The organism is Domibacillus sp. F004 (assembly GCF_057814295.1).
The window spans coordinates 194,213-210,808 of the sequence record NZ_JBVATB010000003.1; the positions used below are offsets into that span (position 1 = coordinate 194,213).

Below are 16,596 nucleotides of genomic sequence, written 5' to 3' on the forward strand. Positions count from 1 at the left end.
TCTTTATTCATATATACTAATCCGATCGAACTCATCTATTTCTTCAAGTGTAACGACAATACGCTCACTTTTAGCTGTCGGGATATTTTTACCGATGTAATCAGCCCGAATCGGCAATTCCCGATGACCCCTATCAACAAGTGCTGCCATTTGAATATGTGAGGGCCTTCCGATGTCCATAATCGCATCCATCGCCGCTCGAACGGTCCGTCCCGTATAAAGCACATCATCAGCTAGAATAACGGTTTTACCATTAATATCAACCGAAATGTCTGATCCTTTTATTTCTGGATCGTGATTTTTCATTTCATGTGTCAAGTCATCGCGATATAATGTAATATCGAGCTCTCCAACAGGAATGTGCAGTCCCTCTATTTGAAAAATACGTTCTGCCAGCCGCTGTGCGACATAAATGCCTCTCGTTTTAATTCCGATTAATACACAATTATCAATGCCCTTATTTCGCTCAATGATCTCATGTGCAATTCTCGTCAGCGCCCTATGAATCGCCTGCTGATCAAGCACAACTGCTTTTTCCACAAAAAAAGCCTCCCTACCCGTTATGGTGAGAAGGCATACTGATCCTACATATGCGGGATTACAAATTACACTTGCCGCATTTCATCCGATCCCTTCTCAGCCTCTCCGGACTGTTCTTAAAGGTTCTTATTCAACTGCATTTAGTTTAACGATAAGAGCGCAGATTGTCAAATGTTTTTCTTCAATTGCAGAAGAAGGTCATCAAACTCCTTTGGAGCAGGTGCTTCAAACTCCATGTATTCATCTGTACGCGGATGAACAAATCCAAGAATGCCCGCATGAAGCGCCTGTCCGTTAAGGTCAAGCGTTTTTTTCGGTCCATATTTTGGATCGCCTGCTAAGGGGAAACCAATATATTTCATATGTACGCGAATTTGATGCGTACGTCCTGTTTCAAGTTCACATTCAACGAGTGTGAATTCGGCAAAGCGCTCGATTACATGAAAATGAGTGACCGCAGATTTTCCATTATCAACGACCGTCATTTTTTGGCGATCTTTTGGATCGCGTCCAATTGGTGCCTCAATTGTACCAAAATCATGTGGTATTACACCGTGTACAACTGCTTTATATTTTCTTGTGACGGATTTTTCAACGAGCTGATTGACAAGCTTTTCATGTGCCATATCGTTTTTGGCGACCATTAACAACCCTGACGTATCTTTATCGATCCGATGGACAATCCCAGGGCGCATAACCCCATTAATTCCTGAAAGATCTTTACAATGGAACATTAACCCATTCACAAGTGTACCGCTCACATGGCCCGGTGCCGGATGAACGACCATACCGCTCGGTTTATTCACAACAATAACATCTGCATCCTCATAATATACATCAAGCTGTAAGTCTTCTGCTTCAATTTTTAATTCTTCTGGTTCCGGAATGTGAATCACTACTTCATCACCAACGACAGCTTTATAATTCGCTTTTACAGGCTTACCATTAACGAGTACACGTCCTTCTTTTAACCAATCCTGTACTTGTGTCCGTGAAAACTGCTCATCCTGTGCCGCAGCCAGTTTATCAATTCTGCTTCCATTTCCTTCTTCCGCTACGGTAAAATTCATGTTTTCCATCTTATTCCTTCTTTCCTTTTCGATCTTCAATAAACATAGCTCCAAATAATAACAGAACGCCAATCGTCAATGCTGCATCCGCAATGTTAAAAATAGGGAAATGATAGCCAAAAATAAATGTCTGTGCAAAATCAACGACTTCACCACGAAACAGTCGATCAATAAAATTGCCAATTGCACCACCGAGCAAAATGGCCAACGATGTTTTCATTAATGGCTTTCCTTTTGCTTCTGTTTGCATGTAATACACAAGAGCTACAACAACGATTGCGGTAATGATATAGAATAACCAGAATTGGCCTTCAAGCATTCCCCATGCTGCTCCTCGATTTCGGTGAGATGTTATATGAAAAAAATCGTCAATAACTTTTACACTTTCACCAATTTCCATTGACGTAACAATAAGCCACTTCGTCCATTGATCTAATACGATTACTAACAGTGTCAATACGTAATACATCATACGTTCCTCCATCACCTTGGATAACGGTGAAAAGAGGTTAGCGGTTGCTAACCTCTTTTTATTATCCTTTAGTTTAATTCCGGATAATGCTCGGCCACAACCTCAGCACAGCGTGGGCAAAGTGTTGGATGTGCTTGATCCTGTCCAACTTCTTCAGTCACCGTCCAACAGCGTTCACACGTTTCACCGGACGCTTTCTCAATGACTACAGAGGCTGTGTCAAGCTTCACTGCATTTTCTGGTGCATCTGCTTTTAAACCAACTACTTCAAATCCAGATACGATAAACAATTGTTTGAGATCTTCCTGAATGGAAGCAAGAAGATCCGTCACATCACTGTCAGCATATAAACGTACATGTGCTGTAAGCGATTTGCCAATCACTTTCTCATTACGCGCTTTTTCCAGTGCTTTTAACACATCGTCACGCACATCCATAAACGCTGTCCATTTCGCTTTTATATTTTCTGCGTCCTCGATCTCTTTGTACTCTGGCATATCTGTCAATTGAACATATTGTTCAGTTGTGCCCGGCACCTCCATCCAAACTTCATCTGCTGTATGGGGCAAAATAGGGGATAGCAGTTTCGCAAGAGCCGTTAACGTTTCATAAAGTACCGTTTGAATCGCGCGGCGATCCGATTGATCTTCTGCTTCAATATAAAGAACGTCTTTCGCAAAATCAAGATAGAACGAGCTCATATCTACTGTAAAGAAATTGTTAATTGTATGATAAATGGCTGCGAATTCATAGTTTTCATAATGGCCACGGACATTTTTAATTAATTCATTTAATTTCACAAGCATAAATTGATCAACTTCACGCAAGCTTTCATACGAAACAGCATGCTGTTTGGGATCAAATCCATCTAAGTTTCCTAGTAGAAAACGGAATGTATTGCGGATCTTCCGATAGACTTCTGTCACCTGCTTCAAAATCGCATCGGATACACGTACATCCGCCTGAAAGTCAACAGACGCTACCCATAAGCGTAAAATATCCGCTCCGAGTTGATCCATCACTTTTGAAGGGATAACCGTATTGCCTAGTGATTTGCTCATTTTGCGTCCTTCCCCATCAAGTGCAAATCCGTGGCTAAGAACACCTTTATACGGCGCATTTCCTGTAACAGCAACGCCTGTAATAAGTGATGAATTAAACCAGCCTCGGTATTGGTCTGATCCTTCTAAATAAAGATCTGCCGGCCGCTGTGCATCATCGCGCAGTTCAAGAACACCTTGATGAGAAGATCCTGAATCAAACCATACATCCATAATATCATTTTCTTTGGTAAACTCACCATTTGGACTGCCTGGATGTGTAAAACCTTCCGGCAATAATTCTTTTGTTTCACGCTTAAACCAAATATTTGAACCGTGTTCACGAAATAAATTCGAGACATGTGTAATGGTTTCATCGGTAATGATCGGCTCACCGTTTTCTGCATAGAACACGGGAATTGGCACACCCCATGCACGCTGACGTGAAATACACCAGTCGCCTCGGTCACGAATCATATTAAATAGACGTGTTTCACCCCATGATGGTACCCATTTCGTTTCTTTAACCGCTTCTAATAATTGTGGACGGAATACATCAATGGAGGCAAACCATTGTGCTGTAGCACGATAAATAACTGGTTTTTTCGTACGCCAGTCATGCGGGTATGAATGTGTAATGAACTCCATATTCAAGAGCGCACCGACCTCTGTAAGCTTTTCCGTAACTGCTTTGTTTGCTTTATCATAGAAAAGGCCTTCAAAACCGGGCGCTTCTTCTGTCATCACACCGCGATCATTTACAGGGCAAAGAACATCAAGACCGTATTTTTTACCGATGATAAAGTCATCTTCTCCGTGTCCAGGTGCTGTATGAACGCATCCTGTTCCTGAATCGGTTGTCACATGTTCACCAAGCATAACGAGTGAATCGCGAGCGTAAATAGGGTGAGCAGCGATAATATTCTCCAGTTCTTCTCCTTTGACTGTTTTTTCCTTCTTGTAAGAGTCCCAGCCAATTTTCAACGCTACTTCTTCAAGAAGCGCTTCCGCTACGACGTAACGAACGCCGCCTGTACTGACAACCACATAAGTCAAGTCTGGATGAAGTGCAATTCCAAGGTTTGCTGGAATCGTCCATGGTGTTGTCGTCCAAATGATTATTTTCGTTCCTTCTTCAAGTACACCGTTCCCTTGTTTCACACTAAAAGCCACATAAATAGAAGGAGATTTTTTATCCTTGTATTCAATTTCTGCTTCAGCAAGTGCTGATTCAGATGAAGGGGACCAGTAAACAGGTTTCAGTCCTTTATAGATATAACCTTTTTTCGCCATTTCACCAAATACTTTAATTTGCTGTGCCTCGTACTCTGGCTTTAATGTAATGTATGGATTTTCCCAATCACCACGAACACCAAGACGTTTAAACTGTGTGCGTTGACTGTCAATTTGTTTATAGGCGTAATCCTCGCAAAGCTGGCGAAATTCTGCTACTGTCATTTCTTTGCGATTCACACCTGAGTTTGTAAGCGCCTGTTCAATTGGCAAACCGTGTGTATCCCAGCCTGGAATATAAGGGGCATAATAACCACTCATTGATTTAAAGCGGACAATAAAATCTTTCAAAATTTTATTCAGCGCATGTCCAATATGAATGTCCCCATTTGCATAAGGAGGTCCATCATGCAAAACAAACATCGGACGCTCTTTCGTACGATCAAGCACCTGTTTGTAAATATCTGTTTTATCCCACGTTTTTTGCATGTCTGGTTCACGTTTTGGCAAATTGCCCCGCATCGGGAATTCTGTTTTCGGCATTAATAATGTCTCTTTATAATTCATGTTTCATTCTCCTTTAAGTGTAATAAATGCAAAAAAACCTTTTTCATCCCCTAAATAAGGGACGAAAAAGGTTTCCGCGATACCACCCTGATTGACAGCAACTACCTACACTGCCCGCTCATCATCCGTAACGTGGATATACCGCTTATTCGCTACTATTCGTTCACGAAAAGCACTCAAGGGTGATTTTCCGTCAACAATCAGCATCCGGGCTTACACCCTCCCCGGTTCGCTTTAACACTGATTTATGTAAACGTACTGTCCCCGTCATCGTTTTTACTTATATAGTTATTTGAATGAACCTATTATAAAAATGAAGCGGTCATCCGTCAAGTTTACATATCGTCTTCGCTTAATTGCTCAATTTCATCTGTATCCACTTCAAATCCCATTAACGCATCCCAATCGTCGTTGTTTAACAAATCTAGCTGCGCTTCCATCAACATTTTAAATCGTGTTCGGAATACTTTTGACTGTTTCTTCAATTCTTCAATTTCAACGGCAATACGGCGCGCCTTTGATAAGGATTCCTCCACAATACGATCCGCATTTTTTTCAGCTTCTCGGACGAGAAGTTTCGCTTCTTTTTGTGCATTGCGTTTCACATCTTCTGCTGTTTCCTGCGCAATGACAATCGATTTGTTCAATGTTTCTTCAATATTGGAAAAATAACTGAGCCGTTCTGTCTGTGAAGCAAGCTTTGTTTCCAATTCTTTTTTTTCACGAATAATAAGCTCATAATCTTTTATTATTTGGTTTAAATAATCATTCACTTCATCTTCATCATATCCACGAAATGAACGTCCGAATTCTTTTTTATGTATGTCCAACGGCGTTAAGGGCATACAGTCACCTCCAAAGCGTTACATTAACAACTGTCTTTCATTATAAAGGTTTTTGCAATCTTTTGTCTGTAAATCTTTTTTTTTTTTGAAATTTATTTCAAAATACCTAGTGTCAGGCGCCATTTTTCTTTTTTGGTTTGTCCATCAATCGATAAAATTTTCATCCTTCCGCTGCCACGTACGGACAATACATCTTGTTCTGCACACTCAAACGATGGATTGTCGACCGCTTTCCAATTTACCTTCACAGCCCCGGCTTTAATTAACTGTTGTGCCTTTTGCCTAGACATTGCAGGCAGTGAGGCGATAACAGTGTCCAAACGAATAGATGTAACTGTAACAGACTGTTCGTACCATTTTTCCATCGATTGAATAGCATCCTGAAATCGCTTTTCTTTTAACTTGACCGGCACTTTGCCGACATGATCAAAATGCGTATTTATATATTCCGCTATTTCTTTTACAGCAAAAAGCTGAAAGCGGCTGCCGTCTGTCACGATGTCACCGAACTTTTCCCTTTTTAACCCAAGTCCCATTAAACTACCAAGAATCTGAGGATGACTAATGGTTGAAAACTTTTCCGGATAATCAATTTCATATAACATGACATCATAATCTGTTACATCCGGTTCATAGTAATCCGGATGAAGAAGAGCTCTCTTCCGTTCTGACAATTGGGCACCGCCAAAAAAAGAGACTCTCACGTCTTCATCTGAACCGACGACAGACTGGATAATCTGCCTTTCACGCGGATCAAGAAATCCGGTCAGCTTTGGCGCATACATTTCTGTCACTTGCTGTTTCCATTCTATCGCTTTATCAATAAATTCTTTTTCCTCTGGTCTAAAATGTTGATAAATTCCGTTCACTCTATTCTCCCCTTATGCCCACAGTGACAGCTGCGATAGACCACTTTGCGCTAAGCGCAGCACGATTAACGCGACGATAGGTGAAATATCAAACATGCCAATGGCCGGCACGAAGCGGCGAAACGGTTCAAGATAAGGTTCACTGATCTTTGTTAAAAAGCGTCCAACTGCTGTATCTCGTGCATTTGGAAACCACGACATCAAAATATAGGCGATCAACACCCATGAGTAGAGTTCTAAAGCTTTGTATATAATATAAATAATTGTATCCATTCGACTTATTGCCACCCCGTTTTATCATGATCATTATTATTAAATTGTGTAATACTGCCGCCAATTTCAATATTTTCAGGTGCACAGAAGAAGATTTTTTCGCCAATTTGCTGTATTTCTCCTCCAATGGCATACACGGTACCGCCTAGAAAGTCGACAATACGACGTGCCTGATCTGTTTGAATGCGCTGCAAATTAACGATGACTGCTTTTTTCGTTTTTAAATGATCCGCAATTTCTTGTGCTTCCGCGAAAATACGAGGCTCAGCCATAATGACTTTTGCTGGCTTTTGTGTACTTTTCAAGCTGACAACATTCTTTTTTCGCGCTGTAGGCTGCTCGTGATCTTTTTCATATATATCCTCTTCTATCATGTCATAATCTTCTTCGTCTAAAAGAAAAAATGATTTAAATTTCGATTTCACTCCCACGGTTCCACCTCCGCTCTCATTCTTCTCCAACAAGCGCTGTGCCAATCCGAACCATCGTTGCTCCTTCTTCAATTGCAATGTCAAAATCGTTGCTCATCCCCATTGAAAGCTCAGTACATGGTGCATAATCAAGATGTAATGCCTGTACACGATTTTTGTATTCCGCTAACCGGCGAAAACAGGTACGAAGCAGTTCCCTATCTTCCGTCAGCGGTGCCATCGTCATCAATCCACACACACGAATATTTTTATATGCAGCAAGTGATTCAATAAATGGGATAACCGCTTCCGGTTCTAATCCGTGTTTTGATTCTTCGCCGGACACATTGACCTGTATAAAGCAGTTTATCGGTTTGCTTGCACGGCGGTCAATTTCTTTAGCAAGTGATTCACGGTCAAGCGAGTGAATATAGTCAACTTTATCAATGACGAATTTCACTTTTCTCGTTTGCAAGGAACCGATATAATGCCACTTTGCTCGTTTACCAATCGCTTCATATTTTGTATTCAATCCGTCCTCTCGATTTTCACCAAGATGGATAATACCTGCTTCCATGGCTTCTTTTGTCCGTTCTACAGACACGTATTTCGTCACTGCAATGATTTTTATCTCATCGGGATTACGTGCCGCACAGCTTGCAGATTCTTTAATGCGATTTGTAATGTTCGCTAAATTCTCACTAACCCTCATCATTTCATTCCTTCCAGCCAATGTAACTTATCATTCTGCCTGTATGTCCTCCATCGCGACGATAAGAAAAAAAGTCGGGTGAACAGCTTGTACAAAGGCGTGTTATGTAAATATTACGCTCCAGTACGCCCGCTTTTAAGAAAATATCTTTATTAAATTTCTGCAATGAAAAATAAAATGTTTCAGGTTCATCTAAAACCGGTAAAAACGATTTTTTTTCATCATGATCGTACCATTTTCTTGCTTCATTTATGACCAAATTGTCTACTTTATAGCAATCACCACAAATGGATGGACCGATAACGACCTCGATATCTTTAAGCCTACTCCCTTGTTTTTCCCAATTTTCAATCATCTTAAAAGCAATGCCTCCAACCGATCCTTTCCAGCCTGCATGTGCCGCACCAATCCTTTTTGATGATCGGTCGTAAAAATAAAGCGGAACACAGTCTGCGTAACAAAGCGTTAATAAAATACCACTGTCATTTGTATAGAGGCCATCCGTAGACGATAACGCGCTTTCATAATCAAGCGCGCCTCGTCCACTATCTTTTTTCGTTACTTTTTCAATATGCGTACCATGTGTCTGCTCACATCCGATCCACTGATCTGCCGAGATACCCGCTTTTTCTCCGATATCTATTCTATTCTGTCGGACAGCTAATGAATCGTCATGTACGTGAAATGCCATGTTTAATCCTTTAAACTTACCTGAGCCTTCATTCTTAGATGTAAACCCTGCTATTAAGTCTGGGGACTCTTTTTCCCATCGTTCAATACGATAGAGGCCATCTATTGATTTTTTAAATGGTTCTGTCATTATCTTCTCCTGCCCATTTTCTTCTAGTGTACCACACCGGACCATTTCTCGTCATTGTTCATCTTCTTCTGATGGATTTTCACCATGACGCACTAAAATAACATCATCACCAATTTTCACAATATTCATCCAAAAAATAGTAATTTCTTCTTCTTTGCCAAATAGACCGAACTTTTTGCCGCTTTGTTCAATAATTAAGGCAGAAATAGCTCCTGTCGCGCTATTTAATTCAATATCAGCCAGTCTGCCTAGTTTTTTTCCGTCTTTCACATTGACAATATCTTTTAATTGAAAATCAGAGATGCGCATGATAATGCCTCCTTTCTTTCATATGTATGTATCAAACCAAAGAAAAAAAACAGGAAGTGAAAATCTCCTGTTTTGAATTAGTCATTTATTCTCTTCTTCATTTGCTTGATGGCCCCTTTTTCAAGACGGGATACCTGCGCCTGTGAAATACCGATTTCATCTGCGACTTCCATCTGGGTTCTTCCACTAAAAAAGCGTCTTTCCACAATCATTTTTTCTCTTTCTGATAACCTGCTCAATTCATCAGTTACCGTCATTGTATCGACCCATTCTTTTTCACGATCTTTTCCATCACTTATTTGATCCATCATATAAATCGGATCGCCGCCATCTTGAAATACGGGCTCAAATAGTGAGACGGGATCTTGAATAGCATCAAGCGCAAATACCATCTCTTCTTTTGGTACGTCAATTGCCCGAGCAATATCTTCAGCAGCCGGCTCTACCGATCGTTCTGCTGTCAATCTTTCTCTTGCTTGTAATGCTTTATACGCAATATCACGAAGCGAACGCGAAACACGGATCGGGTTATTATCCCGCAAATAGCGCCTTATTTCACCAATAATCATCGGCACAGCATAGGTTGAAAAGCGGACATTATGGCCTAAATCAAAGTTATCAATTGATTTCATTAAACCAATACAGCCAACTTGAAATAAATCATCCGCTTGTTCATTGCGATGATTGAACCGTTGAATAACACTTAAAACAAGACGCAAATTTCCTGTAACAAGTTCCTCGCGCGCACTTTTGTCACCGCTTTGATATTTTATAAAGAGAACTTTCATTTCAGGGTTTGTTAAAACAGGAAGCTTTGATGTATCGACGCCGCACAGCACAACTTTATTCCGGGCCATCACTGTTCCTCCTCATGATGTCTGTTTCTTAGAACAGTATTTCCGACCCGGAAAATTTTATTCAGCGCAATTTATTCAATTCTTTCTTCAGTCGCCCAATAATTTTCTTTTCTAAACGTGAAATGTATGATTGAGAGATACCAAGCAGGTCAGCAACCTCTTTTTGTGTTTTTTCCTCTTGTCCATTTATCCCAAAACGCATTTCAATAATCTGTTTTTCACGGCCTTCCAGATCTTCAAGTGCTTCTGCCACTAAATGTTTATCAACATCTTCTTCAATTCCTTTTGTAATAATATCATTTTCTGTTCCAAGCACATCTGATAATAGCAATTCATTGCCATCCCAGTCGACGTTTAGTGGCTCGTCAAATGAAATTTCTGAGCGTATTTTATTATTGCGGCGTAAATACATTAAAATTTCGTTTTCAATACAGCGGGATGCATAGGTCGCGAGTTTAATTTTCTTTTCAGGATTAAATGTATTCACCGCTTTAATTAATCCGATCGCTCCGATGCTAATTAAGTCTTCAATATGAATACCAGTATTTTCAAACTTACGGGCAATATAGACAACAAGCCGTAAATTGCGCTCAATCAGCATCGCCCTAACTGCTTTGTCACCAGATGGAAGCTTCGTAAGCAAGTGCGCTTCTTCATCACGCGACAGCGGCGGCGGCAGTGCTTCACTTCCGCCAATATAGTAAATTGTTTTCGACTTCATTCCCGCTTTTTGAAGCACATTATACATCAGATACATCCACTTCGTTTTGACTGGCCGCATATAAACCCACTCACCTTTCCATTCATTGTCGAACCATATTTGGATGCAAAATAAAATCAAAAGATTGATCATCCGAGAGTACTGCTGTCGTAAATGTCACAAGCGCTTTCGGTGTCTGGACAGCTTTTCCGTCCATAAAAACCGTTAATTCATCCGTTCGAAAAGCGGCGAGCAATTGGTTTTCAGCACCTAGAGAGCGGGCTGGAATCCAGATCATCTTTTCCGCCCATCGGTCAGGAAGTTGCGACAATGCCTCTTGCTCTCCGCTTTGAACCTCAATTGGCCAGTTTTCACTACCTCGAATTTGACAGACAGCCACTCCTTTTTTCGTAATCGGATCACATAATGAATTTCCCGTATCAATTAGTGCTATACCGGACCATTCCATTCCACAAATGGAAAACTTGACTGGCACCGTTTGTTTTTTTATATTCCGTTTCGTACTTAAGTTGAATAGACGGCGCTGAATAAAATAAAAAGCAGCCGAGATAGATACAATAAATAACAGGACAATCGAAAACTGGCCAGAAGAATTTCCATTAAAAAGAACAGACTGGAACCCGTATAACACACCGCCTGTTAAAAAAGTAACAAAATAAAACGTGACAGCAGCTGATAAAAGGACAGTAATACCGGTGATTTTAAAGGCAATAATGAGCATAAAAACAGGTGACAACATTTTAACAGCAAAATGATTAAGCAATTCCCATCCTGTAATCAAATGCATGAACAACGGGATTGTCCCGATCATCGAAGCTAGCAAAAGCCTTCGTGCCTGTAACCGTTTTCCAAGTAAAATACCTGTTACAAGCAGCAGCAACCCATCCGCCGCAAAATTAAAAAGGACAATGACTTCTGCGTAACCGGTCAATTCACCCCTCCCTCTTTCCGGCTGCCTGTCCCATGATTATTAGTGTAGCGGATTTAGATTTCATTTTGTGTCGCAATGTGAGTGAATTTTTACAGCAATTTTTCCGAATTTTGTCACTAACACAAAAAATCCTGCCACATATGTGACAGGATCCATACTATTTATCTTCTTCTGTTTCGATTACGCAAAAATGTCGGGATATCAAGCGTATCGTCCGTACTTGATTGCTGAGTTTGACGAATTGGCTGTTCAACCGGCGGGGTATCTTCACGTTCACGTTTCACATCACGCGGTTTTGATTGCTGCGACGGTGCTGCCTGTTGCTGGTGCGTCACCTGACCGAGGCCAGGCCGAGACTGTGCACTAGGTCCACCAGGCTGAGATGGAAGATCTTTAAATCCTGTGGCAATGACGGTAACAATAATTTCATCTTTTAAGTTTTCATTAATAACAGAACCGAAAATCATATTTACTTCCTGATCCGATGCAGATGATACAATATCTGCTGCTTCTTGTACTTCATAAAGACTCAAGTTGCTTCCCCCGGTAATGTTCATTAACACACCTTGTGCACCATCAATAGCCGTTTCAAGAAGCGGGCTGGAAATGGCTTTTTTCGCTGCTTCAACAGCACGATTTTCCCCTGAAGCAACACCAATCCCCATAAGGGCAGAGCCTTTATTAGACATAATTGTTTTCACGTCAGCAAAGTCAAGATTAATCAAACCAGGAACAGCGATTAAATCGGAAATACCCTGAACACCTTGTCTTAAAACGTTATCCGCTTCGCGGAACGCTTCAAGCATCGGCGTACTTTTATCAACAATTTCAAGCAAGCGGTCATTTGGAATAACAATCAATGTATCAACAGATGCCTTCATTGCTTCAATACCGCCTGCTGCCTGTGTCGCACGTTTTCGCCCTTCAAACGTAAATGGACGTGTGACGACCCCAACTGTCAGGGCGCCAAGATCTTTTGCGATTTGCGCAATAACCGGTGCTGCTCCTGTACCTGTTCCACCGCCCATTCCGGCTGTGACAAACACCATATCTGCACCTTTTAACACTTCTTCAATTTGCTCTTTACTTTCCTCTGCGGCCTTTTTACCAACTTCCGGGTTGGCACCTGCACCTAAACCGCGTGTCAATTTTGAACCAATTTGCATCTTTACTTCTGCTTGTGATAAATTGAGCGCCTGTGCATCTGTATTAACCGCAATGAAGTCAACACCTTGTACACCGTGTTCAATCATTCGGTTGACGGCATTATTGCCGCCGCCGCCCACGCCGATCACTTTAATTGTTGCTAGCGAATCTAAATTTGTATCAAATTCCAACATGGCAAATCCTCCTAATTCGTCATAATCAATTCATCTTTATTATTCTTCAAAAAAGTAGCCGAATAGTCGTTTCATTTTCGATCCGACACCATCTTTTTGTTTATCCTTTTCTTTTTTCGACGGTTTAGCTTCCTGCTGCGTATCTTGTCGTTCTCTTCTGTCTTCTTTTTCCTTAAGCTGAACATCATTATTAGGCGTATTTACTTTTCGACCAGTAAGACGAGCGGTTTTATACGCATATTTAATTAAACCGACGGCTGTCGTATATTGTGGCTCACGAACGCCAATATAATCCGGAATTGCTACACGGACACGATTTTGAAAAACATCCTGTGCTAGATCAAGAATGCCATTCATCGCCGACGTGCCTCCCGTTAATACGAAACCGCCTGGTACATCGTGGATGCCTGTTTGGCGAAGCTCCTCCACAATCATCATAAACAATTCTTCCATTCTAGCTTCAATAATTTCTGAAATTTCAAGCTGATTAAACTGGTCATGTTGATCGCTGCCAATGACCGGTACACTGAATACTTCTTCTTCCGATGCAAGGTCATAAAATGCATGACCATGCTTCGTTTTAATTTGTTCCGCTTCTTCCGTCGATGTACGAAGACCAATCGACAAATCTTTCGTAATATGTTCGCCGCCAACAGGTAATACCGTTGCTTGCTGAATATAACCGTCTTTGAAAAACGATACGGTTGTCGAACCGCCGCCAATATCAACCAGCACTGTACCAAGATTTTTTTCATCGTTTGAAAGAGCAATTTCACCACTTGCAAGCGGCTGAAGAACAATCTCATTAATGTCCAAGCCGGCACGTTCTACACAGCGCAATGTGTTATGTAAAAAGGTTCTTGAACCGGTAACGATAATTCCTTCCATTTCTAAACGAACACCCAACATACCACGAGGATCATGAATCTCATCAAACCCGTCCACAATAAATTGTTTCGCAATAACGTTTACAATTTCTCGATCTGGCGGGATAGACATAACCTGTGCTGCATCTTTTACACGAACGACATCTTCGCTTGTAATTTCCCGGTTTTCACTTGAAACAGCCACAACACCGTTGCACGAATGAAGAAGCGCATGATTGGCTGCAATACCTACAATGACAGAGCTAATTTTAACACCGACCATACGCTCTGCCTGCTCAATTGCTTTTTTAATAGATTGGACCGTATCGTCAATATCAACGACCGCACCTTTACGAATTCCTTTTGACTTTACACTGCCGACACCGATAATATTTAAAGTATCATTGACCATTTCCCCAATGATCACCTTAATAGCGGATGTACCAATGTCAAGACTGACTAGTATTTCATTACTGTTCATGCTGCGGCACCTCCTTTACCATAAAAAACCTGAATAATCGAACAACAATTCACACCTATGTTCGTTAAAACGTGTATAAAGAACGTTATTCGTCATATTCAATATATTTTCCTTTTTTAAGTTTAATATTTTTCTAATGTAATGTCTGTGAAACTCTCTCATACAAGTCTACACTAAGATGAGATGCTGGAAAAGGCTAAGTTGTCCCGTTTTCAAAAACTTTATGGTCTTTCTGCCTCTTCCAAGCCTTCTTGTTCTTGTTCCCCTTGCTGCTGCAAAGGATCATACGGTTTAAAATAAGAACCTACTTCAAGATCAATAACTCCTTTTACATTTGGATCAAGTTGATTAGAAATGGATGGATAGTAAATCATCTTCTCTGCAAATGTGGAAAGCGTCGCTGACACTTCAAAACCGTCCGTCATAAATACTTTTATATGAAGCGAATCATTTTTTTTCGGATCATAATGGACTTCTGAAATGATATTAACGACTTCAGATGGCAGCATTTCAATTGCTTTTGTAAAGCGATTCAGCGCGTCGCCTTCCTTAAAGTTATATAAAATAGGCAGTTGCGAAGGTGCTCCTTGTATAGGATTATCTATAATTTTTCCATTTTGTAAAATTGGGTACATATCGCCTTTGCGGGCTGCATAGGCAATTTCATTTTGTTCAACGATTGTTATCTTTAAATCATTTGGAAAACCTGTCGATATCATCGCCTCTTTAATACGTTCATCTTGTAAAAGCCGCTCTTCCGCTTTATTTTTACCTGCTACCCATATACTTCCTCCGACTTCAAGCCCACTTTGTTTAATAATTTCCTGCTCCATCATTAATTTATTGCCTTCTACGTGAATTTGCGCCACTTTACTTAGCGGCGACTGTAAATAAATTAAGAAAAGAGCAAGCAAGAAGAATACTGAAAGAAGAATAAGAAGACGACGATTCGCTTTTCGTTTACGCAATTGTTTAAGCTTTGGAATGCGCTCTTCTATTGAAATGATTTTTTGTTTATTCATATACACACCTCTGTCCGTTTACGGACTAACCATCTGTTCAGCCCCTATGATCTTCTCGTGCAAGATCGATCATAACATTGTATAAGCGATCTGCAGCATCTCGAATACCGAGTTGTTCCGCTTCTTTTTTCATTTTGACTAATGAAGATCCATTCATCAAAATTGCGTCGAGCTCCCGAACGAGAGTATCCGCATTCAAGTCTTTTTCTAAAAGCAGAATGGCTGCACCGCGATCAGTGAGAGTACGTGCATTTTTCTCTTGATGATTATTCGTTACATAGGGGCTCGGTACGAGAATAGATGGAATACCAAGTGCTGTCAGTTCAGCAAGCGTTGTTGCGCCTGCACGCGAGACAACTAGATCAGATGCTGCAAGCACTTCCGGCATATTATGAATAAACGGCACAATCGATACATTGGCCGGTTTTCCGGCTATCTTAAGCATCGAGGAGACCTTTTCGTAATGAACATCACCTGTTACATATAACACTTGATAAGCGCGGCTTGCCAAGTCCGTTAAGGCACCTGTAACAGCATCATTAATCGGTTTAGCACCTCGGCTTCCGCCAAAAATCAGTACTGTTTTTTGTTCACTTTTTAAATCAAATGTTTCCATTACACCTATGTTGCTTGCTTTTATCACTTCAGAAGCACGTGGGTTTCCCGTTAAAATCGTTTTGTCTGCCGGAAAAAATTCTTTTGCTTCTTCAAAGCAGACCGCAATTTTCTCAACATGCTTACTTAAAAACTTGTTCGTTAAACCCGGTACGCTATTTTGTTCATGAATGATGGACGGGATACCCATTTTCGCCGCTGCATAGACGACCGGTCCACATACATACCCGCCTGTTCCAATTACAACATCCGGTTTAAACTCTTGCAGCATTTTTTTACATTCATTTACACCTTTTAAAAACCGCATAATTGTTTTCACATTTTCAAAGGATACTGCCCGGCGAAACCCTGTAATATCTATTGACTGAAAAGGAATGCCTTCCCTTGTAACAAGCTTAGACTCTAGCCCTTTTTCAGTTCCGATATATAAAAAAGATGTTTCCGGGTGCTTCATTTTAACCATTCGAATGAGTGCGAGTGCCGGATAAATATGCCCGCCTGTTCCCCCACCGCTGACTACAATTTTCAATTACGTTCACCCCATTATTCATCTAGCAGCCGTCAAGCTGTTTACATTGGCTGTCTAATGCATTCTCATCTTAA

The 16,596-nt window shown here is 40.8% G+C and carries 18 protein-coding genes and 1 other annotated feature; all 18 genes read right to left on the minus strand.

Translation table 11 applies throughout. The annotated features are described in order from the left end of the window. Window positions 1-3: 3 nt before the first annotated feature. Window positions 4-540 (minus strand): bifunctional pyr operon transcriptional regulator/uracil phosphoribosyltransferase PyrR, encoded by a 537-nt coding sequence (gene pyrR / locus ACZYRN_RS09540; RefSeq protein ID WP_488911321.1) that lies wholly within the window; start codon window positions 538-540, stop codon window positions 4-6. Window positions 541-707: 167 nt separating this feature from the next. Beyond that, window positions 708-1,619 carry an RluA family pseudouridine synthase gene (locus ACZYRN_RS09545; protein WP_488911322.1) on the minus strand — a complete coding sequence of 304 codons (912 nt, stop codon included), beginning with the start codon at window positions 1,617-1,619 and terminating at the stop codon, window positions 708-710. A gap of 1 nt (window position 1,620) precedes the next feature. Next, the gene (lspA, locus tag ACZYRN_RS09550; protein WP_488911323.1) at window positions 1,621-2,094 is read right to left on the minus strand and encodes a signal peptidase II; all 474 of its coding nucleotides are present in this window, start codon (window positions 2,092-2,094) and stop codon (window positions 1,621-1,623) included. Window positions 2,095-2,150: 56 nt separating this feature from the next. Beyond that, window positions 2,151-4,922 (minus strand): isoleucine--tRNA ligase, encoded by a 2,772-nt coding sequence (gene ileS, locus ACZYRN_RS09555; RefSeq protein ID WP_488911324.1) that lies wholly within the window; start codon window positions 4,920-4,922, stop codon window positions 2,151-2,153. Between the two features lie 54 nt (window positions 4,923-4,976). Then, window positions 4,977-5,202: a binding site (T-box leader), on the minus strand. A gap of 55 nt (window positions 5,203-5,257) precedes the next feature. Further along, a complete protein-coding gene (locus ACZYRN_RS09560; RefSeq protein ID WP_488911325.1) occupies window positions 5,258-5,767 on the minus strand; it encodes a DivIVA domain-containing protein in 510 nt (169 codons plus the stop codon). Window positions 5,768-5,859: 92 nt separating this feature from the next. Further along, on the minus strand, window positions 5,860-6,636 hold the full coding sequence (locus ACZYRN_RS09565) for a YlmH family RNA-binding protein (RefSeq protein ID WP_488911326.1): 777 nt from the start codon (window positions 6,634-6,636) through the stop codon (window positions 5,860-5,862). 12 nt (window positions 6,637-6,648) lie between these two features. Next, window positions 6,649-6,909 carry a YggT family protein gene (locus ACZYRN_RS09570; protein ID WP_488911327.1) on the minus strand — a complete coding sequence of 87 codons (261 nt, stop codon included), beginning with the start codon at window positions 6,907-6,909 and terminating at the stop codon, window positions 6,649-6,651. Window positions 6,910-6,914: 5 nt separating this feature from the next. Further along, window positions 6,915-7,340, minus strand: a complete 426-nt coding sequence (locus ACZYRN_RS09575; RefSeq protein ID WP_488911328.1) for a cell division protein SepF — start codon at window positions 7,338-7,340, stop codon at window positions 6,915-6,917. A gap of 16 nt (window positions 7,341-7,356) precedes the next feature. Further along, window positions 7,357-8,031 carry a YggS family pyridoxal phosphate-dependent enzyme gene (locus ACZYRN_RS09580; RefSeq protein WP_488911745.1) on the minus strand — a complete coding sequence of 225 codons (675 nt, stop codon included), beginning with the start codon at window positions 8,029-8,031 and terminating at the stop codon, window positions 7,357-7,359. A gap of 4 nt (window positions 8,032-8,035) precedes the next feature. Continuing rightward, window positions 8,036-8,851, minus strand: a complete 816-nt coding sequence (pgeF, locus tag ACZYRN_RS09585; RefSeq protein ID WP_488911329.1) for a peptidoglycan editing factor PgeF — start codon at window positions 8,849-8,851, stop codon at window positions 8,036-8,038. Window positions 8,852-8,902: 51 nt separating this feature from the next. Continuing rightward, complete coding sequence (locus ACZYRN_RS09590) at window positions 8,903-9,160, minus strand: YlmC/YmxH family sporulation protein (protein WP_488911330.1); 258 nt, start codon at window positions 9,158-9,160, stop codon at window positions 8,903-8,905. Window positions 9,161-9,237: 77 nt separating this feature from the next. Next, on the minus strand, window positions 9,238-10,017 hold the full coding sequence (gene sigG, locus ACZYRN_RS09595) for an RNA polymerase sporulation sigma factor SigG (protein ID WP_488911331.1): 780 nt from the start codon (window positions 10,015-10,017) through the stop codon (window positions 9,238-9,240). A gap of 61 nt (window positions 10,018-10,078) precedes the next feature. Continuing rightward, window positions 10,079-10,798: an RNA polymerase sporulation sigma factor SigE gene (gene sigE / locus ACZYRN_RS09600; protein ID WP_488911332.1), complete on the minus strand. Its 720-nt coding sequence runs from the start codon at window positions 10,796-10,798 to the stop codon at window positions 10,079-10,081. Window positions 10,799-10,820: 22 nt separating this feature from the next. Beyond that, window positions 10,821-11,669, minus strand: coding sequence for a sigma-E processing peptidase SpoIIGA (locus ACZYRN_RS09605; protein ID WP_488911333.1), 849 nt, complete (start codon window positions 11,667-11,669; stop codon window positions 10,821-10,823). Window positions 11,670-11,830: 161 nt separating this feature from the next. Beyond that, the gene (gene ftsZ / locus ACZYRN_RS09610) at window positions 11,831-13,009 is read right to left on the minus strand and encodes a cell division protein FtsZ (protein ID WP_488911334.1); all 1,179 of its coding nucleotides are present in this window, start codon (window positions 13,007-13,009) and stop codon (window positions 11,831-11,833) included. A 39-nt stretch (window positions 13,010-13,048) separates the two neighbouring features. Next, complete coding sequence (gene ftsA / locus ACZYRN_RS09615; RefSeq protein ID WP_488911335.1) at window positions 13,049-14,356, minus strand: cell division protein FtsA; 1,308 nt, start codon at window positions 14,354-14,356, stop codon at window positions 13,049-13,051. A 221-nt stretch (window positions 14,357-14,577) separates the two neighbouring features. Continuing rightward, entirely contained in the window at window positions 14,578-15,378 is an 801-nt protein-coding gene (locus ACZYRN_RS09620) for a cell division protein FtsQ/DivIB (RefSeq protein WP_488911336.1), read from the minus strand. A gap of 37 nt (window positions 15,379-15,415) precedes the next feature. After that, window positions 15,416-16,522 carry an undecaprenyldiphospho-muramoylpentapeptide beta-N-acetylglucosaminyltransferase gene (gene murG, locus ACZYRN_RS09625; protein ID WP_488911337.1) on the minus strand — a complete coding sequence of 369 codons (1,107 nt, stop codon included), beginning with the start codon at window positions 16,520-16,522 and terminating at the stop codon, window positions 15,416-15,418. Window positions 16,523-16,596: the final 74 nt, after the last annotated feature.